The organism is Polaribacter filamentus (assembly GCF_002943715.1).
Classification (GTDB): Bacteria; Bacteroidota; Bacteroidia; order Flavobacteriales; family Flavobacteriaceae; genus Polaribacter; species Polaribacter filamentus.
Window position 1 is genome coordinate 675,958 of sequence record NZ_MQUA01000013.1, and the last position, 21,555, is coordinate 697,512.

Genomic DNA, 21,555 nt, shown 5'->3' on the forward strand with positions numbered 1-21,555 from the left:
TAATTATTAAAAAGTGCGCACGAGAAGATTCGAACTTCCACATCCTTGCGAATACAGCCCCCTCAAGGCTGCGCGTCTACCAATTTCGCCACGTGCGCTTTTTAAAATAAAAAAGTTAAGCAATGGTTGCTTAACTTTTTTATGGTGACCGGGCTGGGGCTCGAACCCAGGACCATCTCCTTAAAAGGGAGATGCTCTACCAACTGAGCTACCAGGTCAATTTTAATTAGGGTGCAAATATACTACCTATCATTTAAATTAGAAATATAAAATTGAATAAATTTTATCGATATTTGTTAAAAATTTTAAATAATGAAAATTGTCTTGTTAGGATATATGGCTTCCGGTAAATCTAGTATTGGTGAAAAACTTTCTAAAAAGTTGTCTATGAGTTTTATAGATCTAGATGATTACATTATTGAAAAAGAAAATATGGCTATTTCAGACATTTTTAAGGCAAAAGGTGAAATTTACTTTAGGTTAATTGAGAACAAATATTTGAAAGAAATACTCTTAAAAAAGGACGATTTCATACTTTCTTTAGGCGGGGGGACTCCTTGTTACGCAAATAACATGGAAGAAATTAATAAAAATGAGACAATTTCTATCTATTTACAAGGCACTATTCCAACTTTAGTAAAAAGGTTGATAAAAAAGAAAAGCACAAGACCTTTAATAGCTTCTTTAAGTGAGGATAAAATTCCTGAATTTGTTGCAAAACACCTTTTCGAAAGACGTTTTTTTTATGATCAGGCTAAAATGATGATAAAAATTGATCGGAAATCGAAAAAAGAAGTTGTTAAAGAATTAGTAAAATTACTAAATTAAATAGGCTTTTGCTTCTTTGCCTAAAAAATCTATTTGCACATGTTCTTTTATAGAGGTTGATAAAGAAACTCCTTTAAAATCTGCTTTTACTGGATATTTTTTATGATTTCTATTCACCAATACAGCTGTTTTAAATCTTTTTAAAGGTACATCTAAAAAGTGTTTCACTCCGTAAATTAAAGTGGTACCAGAGTTTAGAACATCATCAACTAAAACTATTGATTTATTTTTATAATCAGCAACAGTTATAGAGGTAGAGATAGAATTTAAAGGTTTTTTCTTGTTCATATTTACCTTGCAAATAGTTACTTTTAAAGTAGAAATTTCCTTGAGCGTTTCTACTAACTTTTCAGCAAAAATATATCCATTACCAACAATACCAGCAATAATAACTTCTTTTTCATCGGTATTGCTTTCATAAATTTGATATGCAATTCTTTTAATCTTCTGATTAATTTGAACTGTATTTAAAATAATATTATTTTCTGTTGTCATAAGCTTTCTTCTGTATCTTCTTGATATCCTTCTATATCTCTTCTGTCTTTTTTAGTAGGTCTTCCTGCACCTTTTTTACGGTAATAATCTTTAGAATATTTTAAAAGTTCTGTTTTTTCAAACTCTTCTTTTGGCGTAACGTCTTTCATATAAAGAGACACCAATTTTGCACCAACTCTACTTTCGGGTAAATCTAAAACTTTTATTTGATAATTAATTTGATTTTTTCTCACTAAAATCAATTCATTACCAAAGACTTCTTTAGAGGGTTTTATGCTCTTGTTTTCAATCTTAACTTGCCCCTTTTTACTGGCTGTTGTTGCTATGCTTCTAGTTTTAAAAACTCGAATGCACCATAAATATTTATCAATTCTCATAAAAAAAGTTAAAAAATTACGTTTGTCTTTTTACAAAGGTATAAAAATGGTAAATTGCGCACTCAAATTTAAAGGTTAAATGATAAAAATAAAAAATATAGTAGCATTCATAATTTTTACAACTATTATTTCTTCATGTGATAACGCAAATATTGCAATAGTTGATGATTTTGACTATGAAGCGCAAGCTTTAATGGATAATGATACTCTAGTGCAGTTTCTAAAGAATCATTATTATGATAATACGGGAGAAGATATAAAAGATTTAGTTTCTGGAGAAACAGCTCTTTTTGATGATTCTAAATTGAAATCTATGGATGTTAAAAATAATGATATAGATTATACGTTATATTATTATACTAATAGAGAGGGAAGTGCTACTGTAGATAAAGGAAATCCTACGGTTATGGATTCTGTTTACGTTAAATATAACGGACAAAGAATTGTAAATACAGATAGTATTAGTGCTTCTTTTGATAAAAGCAATGGCATTTGGTTTACGCTTAATAGTGTAATAAGAGGTTGGACATTTGGATTTACAAATTTTAAAGGTGGCAATAATACTACAAATAATGGACCTATTACATATGAAAATGGGGGTAAAGGAATTTTGTTTATTCCATCTGGTTTGGCATACGGAAAAACAGGGAGTTCTTCTATTTTAGGTAATGAATGTTTATTGTTTTATATAGATTTATATGATCTAATACAAGGAACTGACCACGATAATGACGGAGTAGCATCTAGTAATGAAGATCCAGATGGTGATGGAGATCCAAGAAATGATGATACAGATTTAGATGGATCCCCAAATTATTTTGACGCTGATGATGATGCAGACGGTGTTTTAACGATTAATGAAGATGCAAATGGAGATGGAAATCCTGCGAATGATTTTAGTGATCCAAGCAATCCAACTTTAGCGGATTATTTAAATCCTTTAATAAAAGTAAAAAAATAAATAGTTATTAATTTATATAAAAAATGCTCTTGAGAAATCAAGAGCATTTTAAGTTTATATAAAAAATAGTTTACTTATAATTCTAATGATATACCAAAAATAATTTGATTGGTTCTATTATCAATAGTAACACTCGAACTATTGCCTACAAATTTTGTTTCGGAATTAGATAGCCCTCTTTCCCAACGAACATCAATACCTAAACTTCCAAATTCAATTCCAAATCCCATTTGTAATCCAACAGAAAATTTGTCAAATTCGTCAGTAGTTAGTTCAGAAAAATTAAATTGATCATCTAAAATATATTGAAACGAAGGGCCAATAAAAACATTTCCAAAACCAAAAACTTTTTTACCTAATAAAACAGGAACATCCAATTTTTTAAAATCATAATCTGTAGAACTATTTTTATATAAATATTCAGTTTTCACTTCGGTATAAACGATTTCTGGCCTTATATATAAACCTAAAACATAAATATTTCCTCTAAACCATACACCTGCGTGAAATCCTATTTTGGCATTTGCACCATCTGCAATATCATTAGTTGCGTCTTTAAATGATTCTTTACCCGTATTGTTATAATTTACACCACCCTTAATACCAAAATTTACTTGTGCATTTGAATTTTGAGTTAACCCAAAAGCCAAACAAATTACTAAAATTACTTTTTTCATTTTTTTTATTAAGTTGATAGTATCCGCGTTTTCAAAAGTAAAACGTTATTTTTTTCTAGAAATTACTTTTTTAACAGCTTTAACTACTGCAGCAGCGTTTAAACCGTATTTAGCCATTAATTGTGCTGGAGTTCCAGATTCTCCAAAAGTATCGTTCGTTGCAACGAATTCTTGTGGAGTAGGATTATTTAAGGCAAGTGTTCTGGAAACACTTTCACCTAAACCGCCAAATTTATTATGTTCTTCGGCAGTAACAATACAGCCTGTTTTAGCAACGGATTTTAAGATGATTTCTTCATCTAATGGTTTAATTGTATGAATATTTATTACTTCCACAGAAATCCCTTCCGCTTCTAATTGCTCTGCAGCTTGTAAAGATTCCCAAACTAAATGACCGGTTGCAACAATGGTTACATCTGTTCCTTCTGTTAACTGAATTCCTTTTCCGATTACAAATTTTTCATCCGTAGGCATAAATACAGGAACTGCTGGACGACCAAAACGTAAATATACTGGCCCATCAAAATCTGCAATTGCAATGGTTGCTGCTTTCGTTTGATTATAATCACACGGATTTATAACGGTCATTCCTGGCAACATTTTCATCAAGCCAATATCTTCTAATATTTGATGTGTTGCGCCATCTTCACCTAAAGTAACACCTGCGTGAGACGCACAAATTTTTACGTTTTTACCAGAATACGCAACAGATTGACGAATTTGATCGTACACACGTCCAGTAGAAAAATTGGCAAATGTTCCCGTAAACGGAATTTTACCTCCAATTGTTAAACCAGCAGCAATACCAATCATATTAGCTTCTGCAATACCAATTTGGAAAAATCGATCTGGATTTTCTTTAATAAATTGATCCATTTTTAAAGAACCAATTAAATCGGCACATAAAGCAACTACGTTTGGATTTGTTCTACCTAATTCAGTTAAACCATCACCAAAGCCAGAACGTGTGTCTTTTTTTTCTGTGTACGTGTATTTTTTCATTATAATTTGTGTTGTGTTGTGAAATTTTGCGTAAAAATAAACTTTTATTTCTCTTTAAAGAAATGAAAAGCGAGAATAGAAAAAAGACTTTTTAACAGAATGTGAGAAAGTTTAGAAAAAATGACACTTTAATATTAAAATTTGAGTTTTTATATACAAATTTTAAGAATTAATATTATTGGAAGAGCGGAACTTATTTATACTTGCGATCTAGCACAGCTTTTAACGGAATTTTCTAAAATCTGTGATAATTAATAATATTAATCGATAGATTATTTTAGGATTATAATCAAATAAATTTATAACTTCATTAATTCTTCGTAGAGTTTGTGAACCGGCAAACCAACTACATTAAAATAACTTCCTTCTATTTTTTCAATGGCTACAAATCCTATCCATTCTTGAATTCCGTATGCCCCAGCTTTGTCTAAAGCATTGTAATTTTTGATGTAATACTTAATTTCTTCATCCGTAATTTCTTTGAAAGAAACAATGGTGGTGTCGTTAACAATCTTTTGAGAACGCTTTTTTTTTATACTGATAGATGTAATTACTTCATGTTTTTTGCCAGATAAAGCTCTTAACATTTTAAAAGCATCTTCTGCATCTTTAGGTTTTCCTAGCGCCTTATTTTCCAGCCAAACAATAGTATCCGAAGTAATTAATAGGTCTTTTTCTGATAAATTTGTAAATGCTTTTGATTTTAAATCAGCTAAATAATCGGTAATTTCACTTCGTTTTAATTCTTGCGGATAAATTTCATCAACTTCTTTTAATTGAATTGTAAAATCAATGTCTAAATCCTTGAAAAACTGTTGTCTTCTCGGAGAAGCAGAAGCTAAAATAAGATTGTAATTTTTAAGTTTTTCTCTTAACATCAAAAATTATTATGCGTTAAAATTTTTCTTAATTCTAGATAAATCTCGCTTGTTATCTCTGTCTTTTATCACTTCTCGCTTATCGTGCGTTTGCTTTCCTTTGGCTAAAGCAATTTCTAATTTCGCAAAACCTTTATCATTCAAAAACAGACGCAACGGAACAATTGTATTTCCTTTTGCTTCAACATCTTTTTTAAGGCTTCTTAATTCGCGCTTGTGCATTAATAGTCTACGTTCACTTTTTGGTTTGTGATTAAATTGATGCCCAAACATATATTCTTGAATGTACATATTAACGATAAACAATTCTCCGCGATCGTTAAATTCACAAAAACTTTCTGTAATTCTAGCTTGACTTAACCGAATAGACTTTATTTCAGTTCCGGTTAATTGAATTCCAGCAACATATTTGTCTAGAATTTCAAATTCGAAACGTGCTTTTTTATTTTTAATATTTATTTTCTTCTGAACAGTCATTGACTGGTTTTTGTTTAAAAAATTTTAACAAAGATACATTTTTACTTTGGCGAAATAAATGTAATTTTGAAATCAATTTTCTGACTAAAACAAAGAAAACTCAATGAGATATTTATCTGTATTTTTAGTTGTTTTTTAATTTCCTTTAAACTTTCTAATACAAAGTTAACGGCTCAACAAATTATTGATAAAACAATTGTGGCTTCCGGTTCTTATAAAGTGGGTAATGCTCAAATTAAATTTAAGTTTAGGAATACAGAATATATTGCTATTAGACGAACCAGCGGTGAATTTGTTTTAATAAGAAACCAAAGAAAAGAGAATTTTGGAACGATATCAGATATCGTTAGTAATAATGGCTTTAAAAGAGAAATAAACGCAAATGAGTTGGTTGTTCTAGATTCAATGGCAAATAAGTATTCAAACTCTGTAAATTCAGTTCACTATTTTTCCGTGTTGCCTTATGGATTAAATGACAAAGCTGTTATAAAAAAGCGCTTGCCATCCTCAATTATAAAAGGAGAAGAATACTATAAAATTGAAGTTACCTTTTCTGAAAATGGAGGAGGAGAAGATTTTGAAGATGTCTTTATTTATTGGGTTGGTAAAAAGGATTTTTTAATTGATTATTTAGCCTATTCTTATCATACAAATGGCGGTGGTAAACGCTTTAGAGTTTTAAAAGAGCAATGCAAAAAAGGCGGAATTCGTTTTGTAGATTATCATAATTACAAAACAACAAATCCATCAATTTTTTTAGTAGATCTTGATAAAGCTTTTGAAAATAATCAGCTTAAAAAAATATCAGAAATTGTTTTAGAGGATATTGAAGTAACTATTTTAGATTAATCAACTTTTTCGACCTTACTCGTTTTTCCTTCCTTTGTAATGGTGATGATAAATAAGCTAGAATTGTCATTATCGTCAATATCTTTATATTTTTTTTCTCCTAAAATTTTGTTTACAAAAGCAGGTGTTGTATTGCTATGACCAACTACTAAAACTGTTTTTCCTTCGGTATTTTTTTGAAATATGGAATCATACATATTTCTTGGCTTATAATTTATAATCGCTAATTTTTTGCTTTCTGCAGTTGGTTTTGATGTTTGCATTGTTCTATTATAATTTGTAGAATACACAGCATCTAAATGAATGTTTTTAAAATATTCTGCCCATTTCTTAGCCCTTTCTAAACCTACTTCATTCAAATTTGGGTTTTTATTAGAGGTGTCAGTTCTAACTTTTTCTGAGTGACGAATAAAATAATAGGTAGTTGTTGCAGTTGTTTCTTCTTTTTTAATATTAGAAGTGCAAGAAATTAAAACGATAAATAATAAAAGAAGATGCTTTTTCATGATGATAATATTTATACGAATATACTAAAAAAGTAAAAGTGATATTTTTTCAAATACCACTTTTACAAACGAACCAAACTTAATTATGTGTCATTTAATTTTCAACGAAATCAGATTGATTTCTAAAAACTAATTGATCATCAAAAGCATCCAGTAAAATAATACTATCTGTTGTTATTTTTCCAGATAAAATTTCTTTAGAAAGTTGATTTAAAACTTCTTTCTGAATCACTCTTTTTACAGGTCTTGCTCCAAATTCCGGCTGATACCCTTTTTTAGATAAATACGTAATTGCTTCATCTGTAGCGTCTAAAGTAATGTCTTGTTTGCCAATCATTTTCTTTAAATAATCTATTTGAAGTTTTACAATCTTAAAAATATCCTTTTTATTTATAGGCGTAAACATAATTACATCATCAATTCTATTTAAGAATTCTGGTCTAACCGATTGTTTTAACAAGGCTAAAACATCAATTTTAGCTAATTCTGTAACAGACTCTAAATCTGCTTTTGGATGACTAAATTTTTCCTGAATTATTTGACTTCCTATATTTGAAGTCATGATAATAATTGTATTTTTAAAATCGGCAACTCTGCCTTTATTATCAGTCAATCTTCCTTCATCTAAAACTTGTAAAAGAATATTAAAAGTATCTGGATGCGCTTTTTCGATTTCATCTAAAAGTACCACCGAATAAGGTCTTCTTCTAACAGCTTCTGTTAATTGTCCGCCTTCATCATAACCAACATAACCAGGAGGTGCACCAATTAATCTACTTACAGAATGTTTTTCTTGATATTCACTCATATCAATTCTAGTCATTGCATTTTCATCATCAAAAAGATATTCAGCCAATGCTTTTGCTAACTCTGTTTTTCCAACTCCGGTTGTTCCTAAAAATAAGAAGCTTCCTACGGGTTTATTAGGATTTTGCAAACCTGCTCTAGAACGTCTAACAGCATCAGAAACTGCAATAATTGCTTCTTCTTGGCCAACAACTCTTTTATGCAGTTGCAATTCTAATTTTAATAATTTTTCACGATCTGATTGAATCATTTTTGTAACCGGAATTCCAGTCCATTTTGCAACGATTTCTGCAATATCTTCATATGTTACTTCCTCTTTTATTAAAGATTTTTCAGACTGATTTTCGTGCAATACTTTTTGAAAGCGTTCTAAATCTTTTTGAGCTTCTTTAATTTTGCCATATCTAATTTCAGCAACTTTACCATAATCTCCTTCACGCTCTGCCTTTTCTGCTTCAATTTTAAAATCTTCAATCGCAGCTTTTGCATTCTGAATATTATCGACAATTTCTTTTTCTGATTTCCATTTGGCGTTCATTTCATTGCGCTCTTCTTTCAGGTTTGCTAAATCAGAACGTAATGATTTTAATTTTGATTCGTCTTTTTCACGTTTAATGGCTTCAATTTCGATTTCTAATTGCATCACCTTTCTATCCAAGACATCTAATTCTTCTGGTTTAGAATTGATTTCCATACGTAATTTTGCCATCGCTTCATCCATTAAATCAATGGCTTTATCAGGTAAAAAACGATTGGTAATATAACGTTGAGATAATTCTACTGCACCAATAATTGCTTCATCTTTAATTCGTACTTTATGATGTGTTTCATATTTTTCTTTAATTCCTCTTAAAATTGAAATAGCACTTTCTGTATCTGGTTCATTTACAATTACTTTCTGAAAACGACGCTCTAAAGCTTTGTCTTTTTCAAAATATTTTTGATATTCATCTAAAGTTGTTGCACCAATTGCACGCAGTTCTCCACGAGCTAATGCAGGCTTCAGAATATTAGCTGCATCCATTGCACCTTGTCCACCTCCAGCACCAACTAACGTATGAATTTCATCAATAAAAAGAACAATATCACCATCAGAATTTGTTACTTCTTTAATTACAGATTTTAAACGTTCTTCAAATTCTCCTTTATACTTTGCGCCAGCAATTAACGCACCCATATCCAACGAAAAAATCAATTTATTTTTTAAGTTTTCTGGTACATCGCCGTCTACAATTCTGTGCGCTAAACCTTCTGCAATTGCAGTTTTTCCTGTTCCTGGTTCACCAACTAAAATTGGATTATTTTTTGTTCTTCTTGATAAAATCTGTAACAATCGTCTAATTTCTTCATCTCTACCAATTACAGGGTCTAATTTGCCATTTTCTGCTAATTCATTTAAATTTTTAGCATATTTATTTAAGGAATTATAGGTTTCTTCCTGACTTTGAGAAGTTACATTCTCTCCTTTTCTAAGCTCGTCAATAGCAGCTTTTAAATGTTTTTCTGTAACTCCTTGATCTTTTAAAACTTGGGCAATATTACTTTTCGATTTAAAAATTGCTAAAATTAAATGCTCAATCGAAACAAAATCATCCTTCATGTTTTTGGCAATAATAGATGCCTCATTCAAGGTTTTATTTGCTTCTCTCGATACCATTAATTCTGCGCCAGTAACTTTAGGAAAACGCTCTAATTGCTTGTCTAATATTTGATTAATAACAGTGATATTTATGTTTAATTTCTTTAATAAAAAAGGCAATACATTTTCATCAACTTGACTTAACGCCTTAAAAATATGTTCATTTTCTATTTGATTATGACCAAAACCTTGCGCAATCTGTTGCGCCATTTGTATGGTCTCTTGGGATTTGGTTGTATAATTATTTAAGTTCATTTTCTATTTTTTATAAATTTACTACAATTTTAATACCATCAACAGGAATGCTAATAAATAAGTCATATTGTCTACTAAAACCTTGATCACACTGACTTTATGACTGATTAAAATTCACTATATTTGCACCAACAAAGAACAAAAAATATAGAATGGGTATATTTAATTACATATTTGATGCTAAGGGTGATAAGGATTCAAAACCAGAAAAGAAGTCATATTTAAATTGGACTCCTTTAAGTTCCTTAGAACAATTGGAAGAAATTAAACAACAATCTAAAACAGAATCCGTGTTTATTTTTAAACATTCTACAAGTTGCGGAATTAGTAGTATGGTTCTCAAGCGATTTGAAAACTTATTTACAGAAGAACATCAGTATTTAAAAGTATATTATCTTGATTTACTTCAGTACAGAAATATCTCTGATGAAGTAGGATATACTTTTCAAGTGGTCCACCAATCCCCTCAATTACTTGTCATAAAAAATGAAGTTTCTGTCTTTGATGCTTCTCATTATGATATTACTACCATGAATTTAGCAAGATTTATATAGTATAATTGTGATAAAGCTATTATAAGTCTTATTTTTGTAACTAAATATATATTCCTTTGGAAGAAATAAACACGTCGAAAAAAATTATAGGTAAAGAATTATATGGCTATCAGCAAGATGCTCTTGAAGAGATTTTTAAGAGATTTGAAGATGCACCTCAAGATTATCACTTGTTATATCAATTGCCCACCGGAGGTGGAAAAACGGTAATTTTTTCTGAAATTGTTAGACGTTATATAGAGACTTTTAAAAAGAAAGTTTTAGTGTTAACTCACAGAATTGAGCTAAGCAAACAAACATCTAAAATGTTGAATGAATTTGGTGTAAAAAACAAAATCATTAATTCAACTGCACTTTTAGCTGATCAAGACAATTTTAGTTGTTTTGTAGCGATGGTTGAAACCTTGAAAAATAGGTTAAATGACGAAAAAGTTGATATTTCTGACATCGGTTTAGTGATCGTTGATGAGGCGCATTATAATTCATTTACAAAAATATTCAAGTTTTTTGATGATGCTTTTATACTAGGTGTTACCGCAACTCCTTTAAGTTCTAATACTAAATTACCAATGTATGGAAATTATCAAGAGTTATTTGTTGGTGAATCTATTCAGCATTTAATTGAGAGCGATTACTTAGCTAGTGCAAATTTATACTCGTATAATGTAGGTTTAACTTCTTTAGAAGTTGGAGCAAATGGAGATTATACAGTAAAATCTTCTGAAGATTTATATACAAATACAGACATGCTTTCTAAATTAGTTTCTGCCTACGAAGAAACTGCAAAAGGCAAGAAAACATTAATTTTTAATAATGGAATTAATACATCAATCCAGGTGTATCATGCATTTAAAAAAGCAGGATACGCAATTGCCCATTTAGACAATACAAATACCAAAAAAGAACGCGAGTTTATTTTAAAATGGTTTCATAAAACACCAAATGCAGTGCTTACCTCTGTAAGTATTTTAACAACAGGTTTTGATGAACCAAGTATTGAAGCTATTATCTTAAATAGGGCAACAAAATCATTAACGTTGTATTACCAAATGATTGGTCGTGGTTCTCGTATTTATGGAGATAAAAATACATTTGAAGTTGTAGATTTAGGAAATAATTTTCACAGATTTGGTGCCTGGGGCGCAGATTTAGATTGGCAAAAAATGTTTAGATCTCCGGATTATTATTTAGATGCTATTCTTTCTGATGAAGATATAGAAAGTACTTTTAGATACGAATTACCTGCGGATGTTAAAACAGAGTTTGCAAAATCTAAAGACACTTATTTCGATATGAAAAAAGTATATATTGATACGGTGAAAGCTGGTGAATCATCAAAAAGAGTTTTAGAGAAATCTATAGAGCACCATGCAATAATGTGCGTAGAAAATAGTGAGGACGTCTTTGATGCTTTAATCTTGGCTAAAATGCTAGGAGATGAGATTGATGATAGAATTAATAGATATGCAAAATGTATTTCTAAAAGCACGCATAATTTTGTAACTTGGCTAAAAGACGATTATAGAAAGAAATTAAATGCACATCTACGAACAAATTTTGATGAAATATTTGAAGATATATTTGGACACCCGCCAGAGGCCTAATGAATACTGAGGTTTTAATAGAGAAATTGAATGGTGAAAAAAAAGTACTTTTTTGAAATTTTGTTTTTGTATTAAAAAATAATTTATATTTATGAACTTGTAATGAGCAAAATCATAAGTTTTCCTTATTTCGGAAGTAACTCTTTTTTGGAGAATGAGAGATACAAAACATTTTGGAAATGTAACGAAAAAATTCAGTTATCTCCTCGTACTTTTTTAACCCAATTGCAGCTTTTTTCTAAGTTGCATGTTGTTTACTTGAAAATTTTACAGTGATAACACTTTAGTATAAAAATACAATTTATATACTAAACAATTTTTAAAAGATTTTGTTTAGTTGGTTTTATTATTAATTATATAAAAAATAAAGTGAATACTAAATACATAGATTTAATAGAACAAACGTTCTACTTTCCACAAGAAGAATTTAAAACAGAAAACAATAAATTATTTTGGCATGGTATCAATTTAATGGAATTAACAGCGGAATATGGTGCTCCATTAAAATTTACATATTTGCCTAAAATATCAGAAAATATTAATAAAGCAAAAAAGTGGTTCCAAAATAGTATGGAAAAACACGACTATAAAGGAGATTACTTTTATAGTTATTGTACAAAAAGTTCTCATTTTAAACATGTTTTAAACGAGGCCTTGAAGAATGATATTCATATAGAAACTTCATCTGCATTTGATATTGATATTGTGAATAGTCTAAAAAAAGAAGGAAAAATAAAAGATAGTACCTATGTAATTTGTAACGGATTTAAGCGTGATCAATACATCAAAAATATTGGAGCTTTAATTAATTCCGGGCATAAAAATTGTATACCAATTATAGACAATTACGAAGAAATCGATTTGATTAAATTAGAAACGAAAAAAAAGTTTAAAGTTGGTATTCGAATTGCATCCGAAGAAGAGCCTAAATTTGAGTTTTATACTTCTAGATTAGGTATTGGTTATAAAAATATTGTTTCTTTTTATGAGCGTGAAATTGCAAATAATGAGCAGGTAGAATTAAAAATTTTACATTTTTTTATTAATACGGGTATAAAAGATAATTCGTATTATTGGAACGAATTAATGAAATGTTTAAATGTTTATATCAATCTTAAAAAAGTATGTCCAACTTTAGATAGTTTAAACATTGGTGGCGGATTTCCAATTAAAAATTCATTAGCTTTTGATTTTGATTATGAATATATGGTGGATGAAATCATAAATCAAATTAAACAGGCTTGTGATAATGCGGAAGTAGAAGTACCGCATATTTTTACAGAATTTGGGAGTTTTACAGTTGGTGAATCGGGAGCAGCAATTTATGAAGTTTTATATCAGAAAAAACAAAATGATAGAGAACGTTGGAATATGATTAACTCATCATTTATAACAACTTTACCAGATTCGTGGGCAATTAATAAACGTTTTGTAATGTTGGCAATTAATAAATGGAACCTGAGATATGAGCGAGTTTTATTAGGCGGTTTAACATGCGATAGTGATGATTACTATAATTCAGAACAACACATTAATGGTATTTATTTACCTGTTTATGAAAAAGATAAACCCCTTTTTATAGGTTTTTTTAATACAGGAGCGTATCAAGAATCAATAGGAGGTTTTGGAGGTTTACAGCATTGCTTAATTCCACATCCAAAGCATTTAATAATTGATAGAGATGAAGATGGGAACTTAGTAACAAAAATATTTAAAGAGCAACAAAAAAGTAGTGAACTACTTTCAATTCTGGGCTATTAATAAAAATTGATTTATAAAATAAAAAAAAGTAGTACTTTTAATTCTCAAAATTTAAAATGAATACAACTAAAAATTATGCAGGAATTTCACAAGAGCATGGAAACCTAGCAACATCAAAAATCGTTATAATTCCTGTTCCTTATGATGGAACAAGTACATGGCAAAAAGGTGCGGATAAAGGTCCTCAAGCATTCTTAGATGCATCAGAAAACATGGAATTATATGACATTGAAACAGATTCTGAAGTGTACAAAGAAGGTATCTTTTTAGCAGAAACTGTTACAGAAAATTCATCACCAGAAGCGATGGTTGATGCTGTGCATAAAATAACTAAAAAGTATCTCAACAAAAATAAATTTGTTGCTCTTTTTGGTGGAGAACACTCAATTTCTATTGGCACAGTTAGAGCATTTAACGAATGTTTTAATAATCTAACAGTATTACAAATTGATGCGCATGCAGATTTAAGAAAGGAATATTTAGGCTCAAAATACAACCATGCTTGCTCTATGTATGAAGCAAGCCAAAATGTAAACTTAGTTCAAGTTGGTATTAGAAGTATGGATGTATCGGAAAAAAGAGTAATGAATACAGATAAAGTGTTTTTTGCACATGATATGGCTGTAAATGAAGATTGGATGGACGATGTTGTAGATCAATTAACAAGTAATGTTTTTATTACTTTTGATTTAGATGCAATGGATCCTTCATTATTACCTTCTACAGGAACTCCAGAACCAGGAGGATTGTTTTATTATGAAACATTAGAGTTTTTAAAGCGTGTTTTTACCGAAAGGAATGTTGTAGGCTTTGATATGGTAGAGCTATGCCCAAATAAAGACGATAAATCTTCAGATTTTATAGCAGCTAAACTTTTTATAAAATGCTAAGTTATAAGTTTGCTTCTAAAGGTGATACATATAATATTAGCGAAGAGGGTGATGAAGATAAAAACCCTTTTGGTAAGTTAGCTAAATTTAAAAATGATGAAGATGACTATTAATCAGAAACCAATAACAGATTTTATTGAAAAATATTTTCTTCATTTTAATGCAGCAGCTTTAGTTGATGCAGCTAAGGGTTATGAAGCGCAATTAAATAAAGGTTCAAAAATGCTAGTTTCTTTAGCAGGTGCTATGAGTACGGCTGAGCTAGGAAAGATTTTTGCTGAAATGATTCGTAAAGATAAAGTGCAAATTATTTCTTGTACAGGAGCGAATTTAGAAGAAGATGTTATGAATTTAGTAGCACATTCTCATTACAAACGAGTTCCAAATTACAGGGATTTAACTCCGCAGGATGAGTGGGATTTGTTAGAGAAAGGTCTAAACAGAGTTACAGATACTTGTATTCCTGAAGAAGAAGCATTTAGAAGAATTCAAAAACATATAGTGAAAATTTGGAAAGATGCAGAAGCAGCTGGAGAACGTTATTTACCGCATGAATATATGTATAAACTATTGTTGTCCGGAGTTTTAGAGCAACATTATGAAATAGATATTAAAGATTCTTGGATGTATGCTGCAGCGGAAAAAAACCTACCAATTATCTGTCCAGGTTGGGAAGATTCTACAATGGGTAATATTTTTGCATCCTATGTTTTAAAAGGTGAGTTGAAAGCAAGTACTGTAAAATCAGGAATTGAGTACATGACTTTCTTAGCAGACTGGTACACCAACAATTCTAAAAACGGAATTGGTTTCTTTCAAATAGGAGGAGGAATTGCAGGTGATTTCCCTATTTGTGTGGTGCCAATGTTGTACCAAGATATGGAAAGACCAGAAACACCTTTTTGGAGCTATTTCTGTCAAATTTCTGATTCTACAACAAGTTACGGTTCTTATTCTGGTGCTGTGCCAAATGAGAAAATTACTTGGGGTAAGTTGGATATTGATACACCAAAATTTATTATAGAAAGTGATGCTACAATTGTAGCGCCTCTTATATTCGCTTATTTATTAGAAATGTAATTATTATGAATAGAGTTATTGTTGAATACGCGAAACTAACCACTGATATTTTAGACATGTTAGTAGAAAAATATCCTGATGGATATGATTATAGTGATGTTATTTCTTTTAAAAATTCGAAAGGAGAAACTGTAAAAGCTATAGAAGTTAGAACGGAAGAAACTATTTATTTAGTAAAAATTAGTGATCGTCTAGAACAGACTATGGAAGATTATGCGGAGGACGAAGATTCTTTTGATGATACTGATGATATAGATTTAGAGGATATAGAGGAAGATGAAGATTGAAAAATAGATTGTATAAAAAAGTTCCAAATTTAATTTGGAGCTTTTTTAGTTTTATAAAAATATATAATTTCTATTTTTTCTTTAATTCAAAAATATCTTTTCTTCGATCGTTTAAGTTTCTAACGCTACCAAATTTATTTAAATCTTTTAGCATATCTAAATCAACATCAGCAATTAAAATCATTTCTGTATTTGTAGTTGCTTCTGCCTTAATTCCGTTTGCAGGAAAAGAAAAATCACAAGGCGTAAAAACCATGGATTGTGCATACTGAATATCCATATTATTTACTTTTGGTAAATTACCAACACTACCAGCAATCGCAACATAACATTCGTTTTCTATCGCTCTTGCTTGTGCGCAAAAACGTACTCTAGAATATCCATTTTGTGTATCCGTTAAAAAAGGTACAAATAAAATATCCATTCCTTCATCAGCTAACAATCTACTTAATTCAGGGAACTCTGAATCATAACAAATTAAAACACCAATTTTACCGCAATCTGTATCAAAAGTTCTTAATTCTGTTCCACCTTGCATTCCCCAAATTTTTGCTTCATCTGGGGTAACATGTAATTTTTCATAACGTTCCTTTGTCCCGTCTCTTTTACAAATATAACCAACATTATAGAGCAGTTCATTTCTTACTTCTGGCATACTACCAGTAATAATGTTAATATTATAACTAATTGCTAATTCAGAAAATTTTTGAACTATTTTTGGTGTGTATTTAGCTAATTCTCTGATGGCTTTCGATTCTGGTAAATGATTATAGTCAGCCATTAAAGGTGCGTTAAAAAATTCTGGAAATAGGGCAAAATCTGCACGATACGCAGAAACCGAATCCACAAAAAATTCTGCATGTTCCATTAATTCCTCTAAATCTTTGTACAAACGCATTTGCCATTGAATTAAACCTAAACGAACTACTGTCTTTTTCGTAGCGGCTTTCTTCGATTTTTTCTGATAATAAATATTATCCCACTCTAGTAATACTGCAAATTCACCTGAATTACCATCACCTTCTAAATATCCATTTAAAATTTTAGAGGGATGAAAATCATTTGAAATTTGAAAGTTTAAAACTGGATCATGAATTTCTTTACGTTTAACTTTTTCGATATATTGTTTTGGTGTTAAAGTGGCTGCATATTTATGATAGTTAGGAATTCTGCCACCAAAAGCAATACCTCTTAAATTTAATTTTTCAGTTAATTCTTTTCTATAATCGTATAATCTTCTACCAAGGCGCAAGCCTCTATATTCTTTTTTGATAAAAACATCTATTCCATATAAAACATCACCTTCTGAATCATGTGTGTCAAAAGTGAAATTCCCTGTAATGTCTTCATAAGTATGTTCGTCATCAAATTTGTCATAATCTAAAATAATAGAAAGTGCACAACCAGCTAAGTCTCCATTTATTTTTATGACTACTTGTCCTTCAGAGAATTTATCTATTAATGATTTAATTTGATTTTCTTTCCAATAAGAATTTGGCATACTGGCATATACCTGAATCATCGCTTCTTTTAACTCTTTATAATCGTCTAGCGTTAAATAATGAAGTTCAATGTTTTCTATATTTTTCATCATTTTCCTTTTTAATCTGGTTACAAAAATAACCAATAATTATAATAAAATTATATAAAAAAAACCTCACTTTTAAGGTGAGGTTTTAAATAGTATTGAACTATTTTTTTTGAATTATTTAGCAGGTAAAACCATACCGACACATTCGCCAAATCCTATGCGAACTTTACTGTTTTTGCAATGTGCACGCATAATTACAGTATCATTATCGTTTATAAACTTACGAGTTGTGCCGTCTTTTAGTTTTATAGGATTTGCTCCTTTCCAAGTTAATTCTAACATTGAACCATAACTGTCTTTTGTTGGTCCAGAAATAGTTCCAGAGCCCATCATATCACCAGCTTCTACAGGACAACCATTAACAGTATGATGCGCTAATTGCTGTGACATCGTCCAATACATATATTTAAAGTTAGATTTTGCAACCACAGTTTCTTCACCATTTTCTGGCTTGATTCCTACCTGTAAATGAATATCATAACTTCCCTTTCCTTTTTGTTTTAAATAAGGTAAAGGCTCATGAACTTGTTTCGGACTTTCTACCCTAAAAGGCTCTAAAGCATCTAAAGTTACAATCCATGGAGAAATTGTTGAAGCAAAGTTTTTACCTAAAAACGGACCTAAAGGCACATATTCCCAAGCTTGAATATCTCTTGCCGACCAATCGTTAAATTGTACCAATCCAAAAATATATTCTTCTGTTTCTTCAATAGGAATTCTTTCGCCTAAAACATTTGCATCTGTAGTAATAAAGGCCATTTCAAGTTCAAAATCTAATAATTTTGTTGGTCCAAATTCAGGAGTATTACTTCCTTCAAGAGGTTTTGTTTGTCCGTAAGGTCTTCTTATTTTTGTTCCAGACGGCACAATAGAAGAACTTCTACCATGATACCCAACAGGAACATGTAACCAATTTGGTAACAATGCATTTTCTGGATCTCTAAATAACGAACCTACATTTGTAGCATGTTCTTTACTCGCATAAAAATCTGTATAATCACCAACAGCAACGGGTAATAACATTTCTACCTCATCCATTCTAAAGATTATTTTCTCTTTATGAACAGCGTTATCTCTTAAACTTCCGTTTTTAACATCAAAAACTTCTGCAATTCTATTTCTTACCAATCGCCACGTTTTACGACCATCGGCAATAAAATCATTTAAATTGTCTTGTAAAAAGATATCCTCAGTTAAGGGAATTCCTTCAAAATATCCTAATTGATGAAAAGCACCTAAATCTATAGCAAAATCGCCAATTCTACTACCAATGGTAATAATATCGTCTCTTGTAATAAAAACACCAAAAGGAATATTTTGAATTGGAAAATCTGATTCTTCCTTTACTTTTAGCCAAGATTTTCTATTAGGATTATTTGCTGTTATAATCATTATTGTAAATTTTTTAATTTCATCAAACCTACATAATTTTTGGTCATTTTGAAACAAAATAAACATGAAAAATGTATTTTTAACAAGACTTTATTTTCAAAATCATAATTATCCCTAAAAGACACAAATAATTAGTAAAACTTCTTTATTAACGGATTGTTTTTTGTTACTTTTGATACTTCTATTAAATTGATAAAAATGCAACTAGATAATCAAATTTTTGACCTTATTGAAGAGGAAAAAGAAAGACAATTAAACGGATTAGAATTAATTGCTTCAGAAAATTTTGTGAGCGATCAAGTAATGAGAGCTCAAGGTTCTATTTTAACGAATAAATATGCTGAAGGATATCCGGGAAAAAGATATTATGGAGGTTGTGAGATTGTAGATATTATAGAGCAAATTGCAATTGATCGAGCTAAAGAATTGTTTGGTGCAGAATATGTAAATGTCCAGCCACATTCTGGTTCACAAGCAAATACAGCTGTTTTTGCAGCTTGTTTAAATCCGGGAGATAAAATTTTAGGATTTGATTTATCTCATGGAGGACACTTAACGCATGGTTCTCCTGTAAATTTTTCTGGTAAATTATATTCACCATCATTTTATGGTGTAGAGAAGGAGACTGGTGTTTTAAATTATGATAAAATACAAGAAATTGCAACAAAAGAACAACCAAAATTAATAATTGCGGGTGCTTCTGCATATTCTAGAGATATGGATTTTGAGCGTTTTAGAGTAATTGCAGACAGTGTTGGTGCTATTTTATTGGCAGATATTTCTCATCCTGCAGGTTTAATAGCTAAAGGTATTTTAAACGATCCTTTACCTCACTGCCATATTGTTACTTCAACTACGCACAAAACATTACGTGGGCCAAGAGGGGGAATTATCATGATTGGTAAAGATTTTGAAAATCCTTTTGGAGAAACTTTAAAAAGTGGAAAACCTAAAATGATGTCAACTTTAATTAATACTGCTGTTTTCCCAGGAAATCAGGGAGGACCTTTAGAGCATGTTATCGCTGCAAAAGCAATTGCTTTTGGTGAAGCATTGACAGATGAGTTTTTAGAATATCAAATTCAGGTTAAAGAAAATGCGGCGGCTATGGCTAAAGAATTTGTTGCTAAAGGATATAATCTTATTTCTGGAGGAACAGACAATCATTGTATGTTAATTGATTTGCGTAACAAAAATATTTCTGGAAAAGATGCTGAAATTGCTCTTGGAAAAGCAGATATTACTGTAAATAAAAATATGGTTCCTTTTGATGATAAAAGCCCTTTTGTAACTTCTGGAATTCGTGTTGGAACTCCTGCAATCACTACTCGTGGTTTAAAGGTAGAAGATATGGCAGCCGTGGTTAATTTTATTGACGAAGCAATTACAAATGCTACAAATGATGCTGCTTTAGAAAATATTGCGGATAGGGTTTCAGAAATGATGAGCTCTCGAAGATTATTTGTAATGTAAAAATAAAATTTAATCGGTATAAAATAATTTACCGATTATTTATAAAATAATAAAACCAGTGAATTGAAGATCACTGGTTTTTTTTATTTGATGAATCTCTAATAATGAATTCAGCGTTTAAAATTATCTTATTCAAGTTTTGTTTAAAAGAGCTATTTTTTGCGTGTACTATAAAAGTTTACGTAGCTTTTTTTCCAATTTCATCACTATGTTGATTAATTCGAGAAATATTTGTTGTTAACATTGCCGTAAAAGTTTCATTACCAAAGCCAACCAAGGTAATTTATTTGGGTCTTTTATTTAAATTAATTTTTTTATGAAACAAAACAAGGCGATTTTTTATATGATATTTAGTGTTTTAGCATTTTCGCTAATGAATACTGTTGTAAAATATTTAAATGTTTTTAATGTGTATCAAATTGTATTTTTTAGATCTATTGGTACGCTGGCTTTTACAGTTCCTTTAATTATAAAATATAAAATTCCGTTTTTAGGAACTCATAAAAAATTATTGGCGCTTAGAGGTCTTGCCGGTGTCATTTCATTAACCTGTTTTTTCCAATCTTTAAATTATTTGGCAATTGGTACCGCGGTTTCCTTAAGATATACTTCACCCATATTTGCAGCTATTTTTGCACTAATTTTTTTAAAAGAAAAAATTAAATTGATGCAATGGTTTCTTTTTATTGTTGCCTTTATTGGTGTTTTAATTATTAAAGGATTTGGAGTTGAAGTCAATTCAATTGGTCTTTTATTTATTCTTTGTTCGGCAATTTCTTTAGGCCTCATTTTTGTAATTATTCGTAAAATAGGTGATAAAGAAAATCCATTAATTATTATAAATTATTTTATGGTGATGGCTTTTGTTTTTGGTGGAATAATGTCGATTAATAATTGGAGAAATCCTACTCTAAATGAATGGATTCTTCTATTAAGTTTGGGCATTTTTGGTTATGTTGGTCAATTATATATGACCAAAGCGTTTCAATTATATGAAACAAATGTTATAGCTCCACTAAAATATTTAGAAGTTATATTTATGATTATAATTGGTGCTTCTTGGTTTGGTGAAATTTACAATCTTTGGACTTTATTAGGTATATTTTTAATCTTATTAGGCTTAGTTTATAACATATATTTAAAAAGACAAAAAGATAAGGCTGGCTAAATTT

At 30.0% G+C, this 21,555-nt stretch carries 20 protein-coding genes, 2 tRNA genes and 1 pseudogene; 11 read left to right on the forward strand and 12 right to left on the reverse strand.

The window, feature by feature from the left end:
- Window positions 1–14: 14 nt before the first annotated feature.
- Together BST83_RS05160 and BST83_RS05165 are read right to left on the reverse strand one after the other, a co-directional pair.
- Window positions 15–98, reverse strand: a tRNA-Leu gene (locus BST83_RS05160).
- A 44-nt stretch (window positions 99–142) separates the two neighbouring features.
- A tRNA-Lys gene (locus BST83_RS05165) sits at window positions 143–218 on the reverse strand.
- A 94-nt stretch (window positions 219–312) separates the two neighbouring features.
- Between BST83_RS05165 and BST83_RS05170 the strand changes: the two genes are divergently transcribed.
- Window positions 313–828, forward strand: a complete 516-nt coding sequence (locus tag BST83_RS05170) for a shikimate kinase (protein WP_104808865.1) — start codon at window positions 313–315, stop codon at window positions 826–828.
- Here the strand turns inward: BST83_RS05170 and BST83_RS05175 are convergent.
- Together BST83_RS05175 and BST83_RS05180 are read right to left on the reverse strand one after the other, a co-directional pair.
- Entirely contained in the window at window positions 820–1,323 is a 504-nt protein-coding gene (locus BST83_RS05175; protein WP_104808866.1) for a phosphoribosyltransferase family protein, read from the reverse strand. The genes BST83_RS05170 and BST83_RS05175 overlap by 9 nt on opposite strands.
- A complete protein-coding gene (locus BST83_RS05180) occupies window positions 1,320–1,700 on the reverse strand; it encodes an RNA-binding S4 domain-containing protein (RefSeq protein ID WP_104808867.1) in 381 nt (126 codons plus the stop codon). The genes BST83_RS05175 and BST83_RS05180 overlap by 4 nt, the downstream gene beginning before the upstream one ends.
- Window positions 1,701–1,779: 79 nt before the next feature.
- Between BST83_RS05180 and BST83_RS05185 the strand changes: the two genes are divergently transcribed.
- Complete coding sequence (locus BST83_RS05185) at window positions 1,780–2,661, forward strand: FKBP-type peptidyl-prolyl cis-trans isomerase (protein WP_104808868.1); 882 nt, start codon at window positions 1,780–1,782, stop codon at window positions 2,659–2,661.
- A 74-nt stretch (window positions 2,662–2,735) separates the two neighbouring features.
- Here BST83_RS05185 and BST83_RS05190 read toward each other — a convergent pair whose 3' ends face one another.
- From BST83_RS05190 to smpB, 4 genes are all read right to left on the reverse strand, one after another.
- Window positions 2,736–3,338, reverse strand: a complete 603-nt coding sequence (locus BST83_RS05190) for a porin family protein (RefSeq protein WP_104808869.1) — start codon at window positions 3,336–3,338, stop codon at window positions 2,736–2,738.
- A 45-nt stretch (window positions 3,339–3,383) separates the two neighbouring features.
- A complete protein-coding gene (locus BST83_RS05195) occupies window positions 3,384–4,340 on the reverse strand; it encodes a transketolase family protein (RefSeq protein WP_104808870.1) in 957 nt (318 codons plus the stop codon).
- 299 nt (window positions 4,341–4,639) lie between these two features.
- Complete coding sequence (locus tag BST83_RS05200) at window positions 4,640–5,218, reverse strand: Maf-like protein (RefSeq protein ID WP_104808871.1); 579 nt, start codon at window positions 5,216–5,218, stop codon at window positions 4,640–4,642.
- Window positions 5,219–5,227: 9 nt separating this feature from the next.
- The gene (smpB, locus tag BST83_RS05205) at window positions 5,228–5,695 is read right to left on the reverse strand and encodes an SsrA-binding protein SmpB (RefSeq protein ID WP_104808872.1); all 468 of its coding nucleotides are present in this window, start codon (window positions 5,693–5,695) and stop codon (window positions 5,228–5,230) included.
- Between the two features lie 138 nt (window positions 5,696–5,833).
- Between smpB and BST83_RS05210 the strand changes: the two genes are divergently transcribed.
- Window positions 5,834–6,544, forward strand: coding sequence for a DUF6503 family protein (locus BST83_RS05210; RefSeq protein WP_437438459.1), 711 nt, complete (start codon window positions 5,834–5,836; stop codon window positions 6,542–6,544).
- On the opposite strand, the gene BST83_RS05215 is transcribed toward BST83_RS05210, so the two are convergent.
- Window positions 6,541–7,050: a phosphoglycerate mutase family protein gene (locus tag BST83_RS05215; protein ID WP_104808874.1), complete on the reverse strand. Its 510-nt coding sequence runs from the start codon at window positions 7,048–7,050 to the stop codon at window positions 6,541–6,543. The genes BST83_RS05210 and BST83_RS05215 overlap by 4 nt on opposite strands.
- 94 nt (window positions 7,051–7,144) lie before the next feature.
- Window positions 7,145–9,751, reverse strand: coding sequence for an ATP-dependent chaperone ClpB (clpB, locus tag BST83_RS05220; protein ID WP_104808875.1), 2,607 nt, complete (start codon window positions 9,749–9,751; stop codon window positions 7,145–7,147).
- Between the two features lie 152 nt (window positions 9,752–9,903).
- Between clpB and ytxJ the strand changes: the two genes are divergently transcribed.
- From ytxJ to BST83_RS05250, 6 genes and pseudogenes are all read left to right on the forward strand, one after another.
- The gene (ytxJ, locus tag BST83_RS05225; protein WP_104808876.1) at window positions 9,904–10,305 is read left to right on the forward strand and encodes a bacillithiol system redox-active protein YtxJ; all 402 of its coding nucleotides are present in this window, start codon (window positions 9,904–9,906) and stop codon (window positions 10,303–10,305) included.
- A gap of 56 nt (window positions 10,306–10,361) precedes the next feature.
- A complete protein-coding gene (locus BST83_RS05230) occupies window positions 10,362–11,909 on the forward strand; it encodes a DEAD/DEAH box helicase (RefSeq protein WP_104808877.1) in 1,548 nt (515 codons plus the stop codon).
- A gap of 369 nt (window positions 11,910–12,278) precedes the next feature.
- Window positions 12,279–13,670, forward strand: coding sequence for a type III PLP-dependent enzyme domain-containing protein (locus BST83_RS05235; RefSeq protein WP_104808878.1), 1,392 nt, complete (start codon window positions 12,279–12,281; stop codon window positions 13,668–13,670).
- A 56-nt stretch (window positions 13,671–13,726) separates the two neighbouring features.
- Window positions 13,727–14,673, forward strand: a pseudogene (speB, locus tag BST83_RS05240) (agmatinase).
- Window positions 14,663–15,640 carry a deoxyhypusine synthase family protein gene (locus BST83_RS05245; RefSeq protein WP_104808879.1) on the forward strand — a complete coding sequence of 326 codons (978 nt, stop codon included), beginning with the start codon at window positions 14,663–14,665 and terminating at the stop codon, window positions 15,638–15,640. The pseudogene speB and the gene BST83_RS05245 overlap by 11 nt, the downstream one beginning before the upstream one ends.
- 5 nt (window positions 15,641–15,645) lie before the next feature.
- Window positions 15,646–15,927: a hypothetical protein gene (locus tag BST83_RS05250; RefSeq protein WP_104808880.1), complete on the forward strand. Its 282-nt coding sequence runs from the start codon at window positions 15,646–15,648 to the stop codon at window positions 15,925–15,927.
- Window positions 15,928–15,997: 70 nt separating this feature from the next.
- Here BST83_RS05250 and BST83_RS05255 read toward each other — a convergent pair whose 3' ends face one another.
- Window positions 15,998–17,521, reverse strand: coding sequence for a carbon-nitrogen hydrolase family protein (locus tag BST83_RS05255; RefSeq protein ID WP_104808881.1), 1,524 nt, complete (start codon window positions 17,519–17,521; stop codon window positions 15,998–16,000).
- A 111-nt stretch (window positions 17,522–17,632) separates the two neighbouring features.
- Complete coding sequence (fahA, locus tag BST83_RS05260) at window positions 17,633–18,910, reverse strand: fumarylacetoacetase (RefSeq protein WP_104810796.1); 1,278 nt, start codon at window positions 18,908–18,910, stop codon at window positions 17,633–17,635.
- Window positions 18,911–19,108: 198 nt separating this feature from the next.
- On the opposite strand from fahA, the gene glyA reads away from it, so the two are divergent.
- Entirely contained in the window at window positions 19,109–20,383 is a 1,275-nt protein-coding gene (gene glyA, locus BST83_RS05265; protein ID WP_104810797.1) for a serine hydroxymethyltransferase, read from the forward strand.
- A 316-nt stretch (window positions 20,384–20,699) separates the two neighbouring features.
- Window positions 20,700–21,551, forward strand: coding sequence for a DMT family transporter (locus tag BST83_RS05270; protein WP_240614668.1), 852 nt, complete (start codon window positions 20,700–20,702; stop codon window positions 21,549–21,551).
- The last annotated feature ends 4 nt before the right edge of the window (window positions 21,552–21,555 follow it).

Bases quoted from the DNA above. Each gene is read 5' to 3' on its own strand.
- ytxJ (WP_104808876.1), top strand. From the start codon at position 9,904: ATGGGTATATTTAATTACATATTTGATGCTAAGGGTGATAAGGATTCA.
- BST83_RS05215 (WP_104808874.1), bottom strand. From the start codon at position 7,050: ATGAAAAAGCATCTTCTTTTATTATTTATCGTTTTAATTTCTTGCACT.
- BST83_RS05200 (WP_104808871.1), bottom strand. From the start codon at position 5,218: ATGTTAAGAGAAAAACTTAAAAATTACAATCTTATTTTAGCTTCTGCT.
- BST83_RS05245 (WP_104808879.1), top strand. From the start codon at position 14,663: ATGACTATTAATCAGAAACCAATAACAGATTTTATTGAAAAATATTTT.
- BST83_RS05170 (WP_104808865.1), top strand. From the start codon at position 313: ATGAAAATTGTCTTGTTAGGATATATGGCTTCCGGTAAATCTAGTATT.
- smpB (WP_104808872.1), bottom strand. From the start codon at position 5,695: ATGACTGTTCAGAAGAAAATAAATATTAAAAATAAAAAAGCACGTTTC.
- BST83_RS05250 (WP_104808880.1), top strand. From the start codon at position 15,646: ATGAATAGAGTTATTGTTGAATACGCGAAACTAACCACTGATATTTTA.
- BST83_RS05185 (WP_104808868.1), top strand. From the start codon at position 1,780: ATGATAAAAATAAAAAATATAGTAGCATTCATAATTTTTACAACTATT.
- glyA (WP_104810797.1), top strand. From the start codon at position 19,109: ATGCAACTAGATAATCAAATTTTTGACCTTATTGAAGAGGAAAAAGAA.
- BST83_RS05190 (WP_104808869.1), bottom strand. From the start codon at position 3,338: ATGAAAAAAGTAATTTTAGTAATTTGTTTGGCTTTTGGGTTAACTCAA.
- BST83_RS05180 (WP_104808867.1), bottom strand. From the start codon at position 1,700: ATGAGAATTGATAAATATTTATGGTGCATTCGAGTTTTTAAAACTAGA.
- fahA (WP_104810796.1), bottom strand. From the start codon at position 18,910: ATGATTATAACAGCAAATAATCCTAATAGAAAATCTTGGCTAAAAGTA.
- BST83_RS05195 (WP_104808870.1), bottom strand. From the start codon at position 4,340: ATGAAAAAATACACGTACACAGAAAAAAAAGACACACGTTCTGGCTTT.
- BST83_RS05175 (WP_104808866.1), bottom strand. From the start codon at position 1,323: ATGACAACAGAAAATAATATTATTTTAAATACAGTTCAAATTAATCAG.
- BST83_RS05255 (WP_104808881.1), bottom strand. From the start codon at position 17,521: ATGATGAAAAATATAGAAAACATTGAACTTCATTATTTAACGCTAGAC.
- clpB (WP_104808875.1), bottom strand. From the start codon at position 9,751: ATGAACTTAAATAATTATACAACCAAATCCCAAGAGACCATACAAATG.
- BST83_RS05270 (WP_240614668.1), top strand. From the start codon at position 20,700: ATGAAACAAAACAAGGCGATTTTTTATATGATATTTAGTGTTTTAGCA.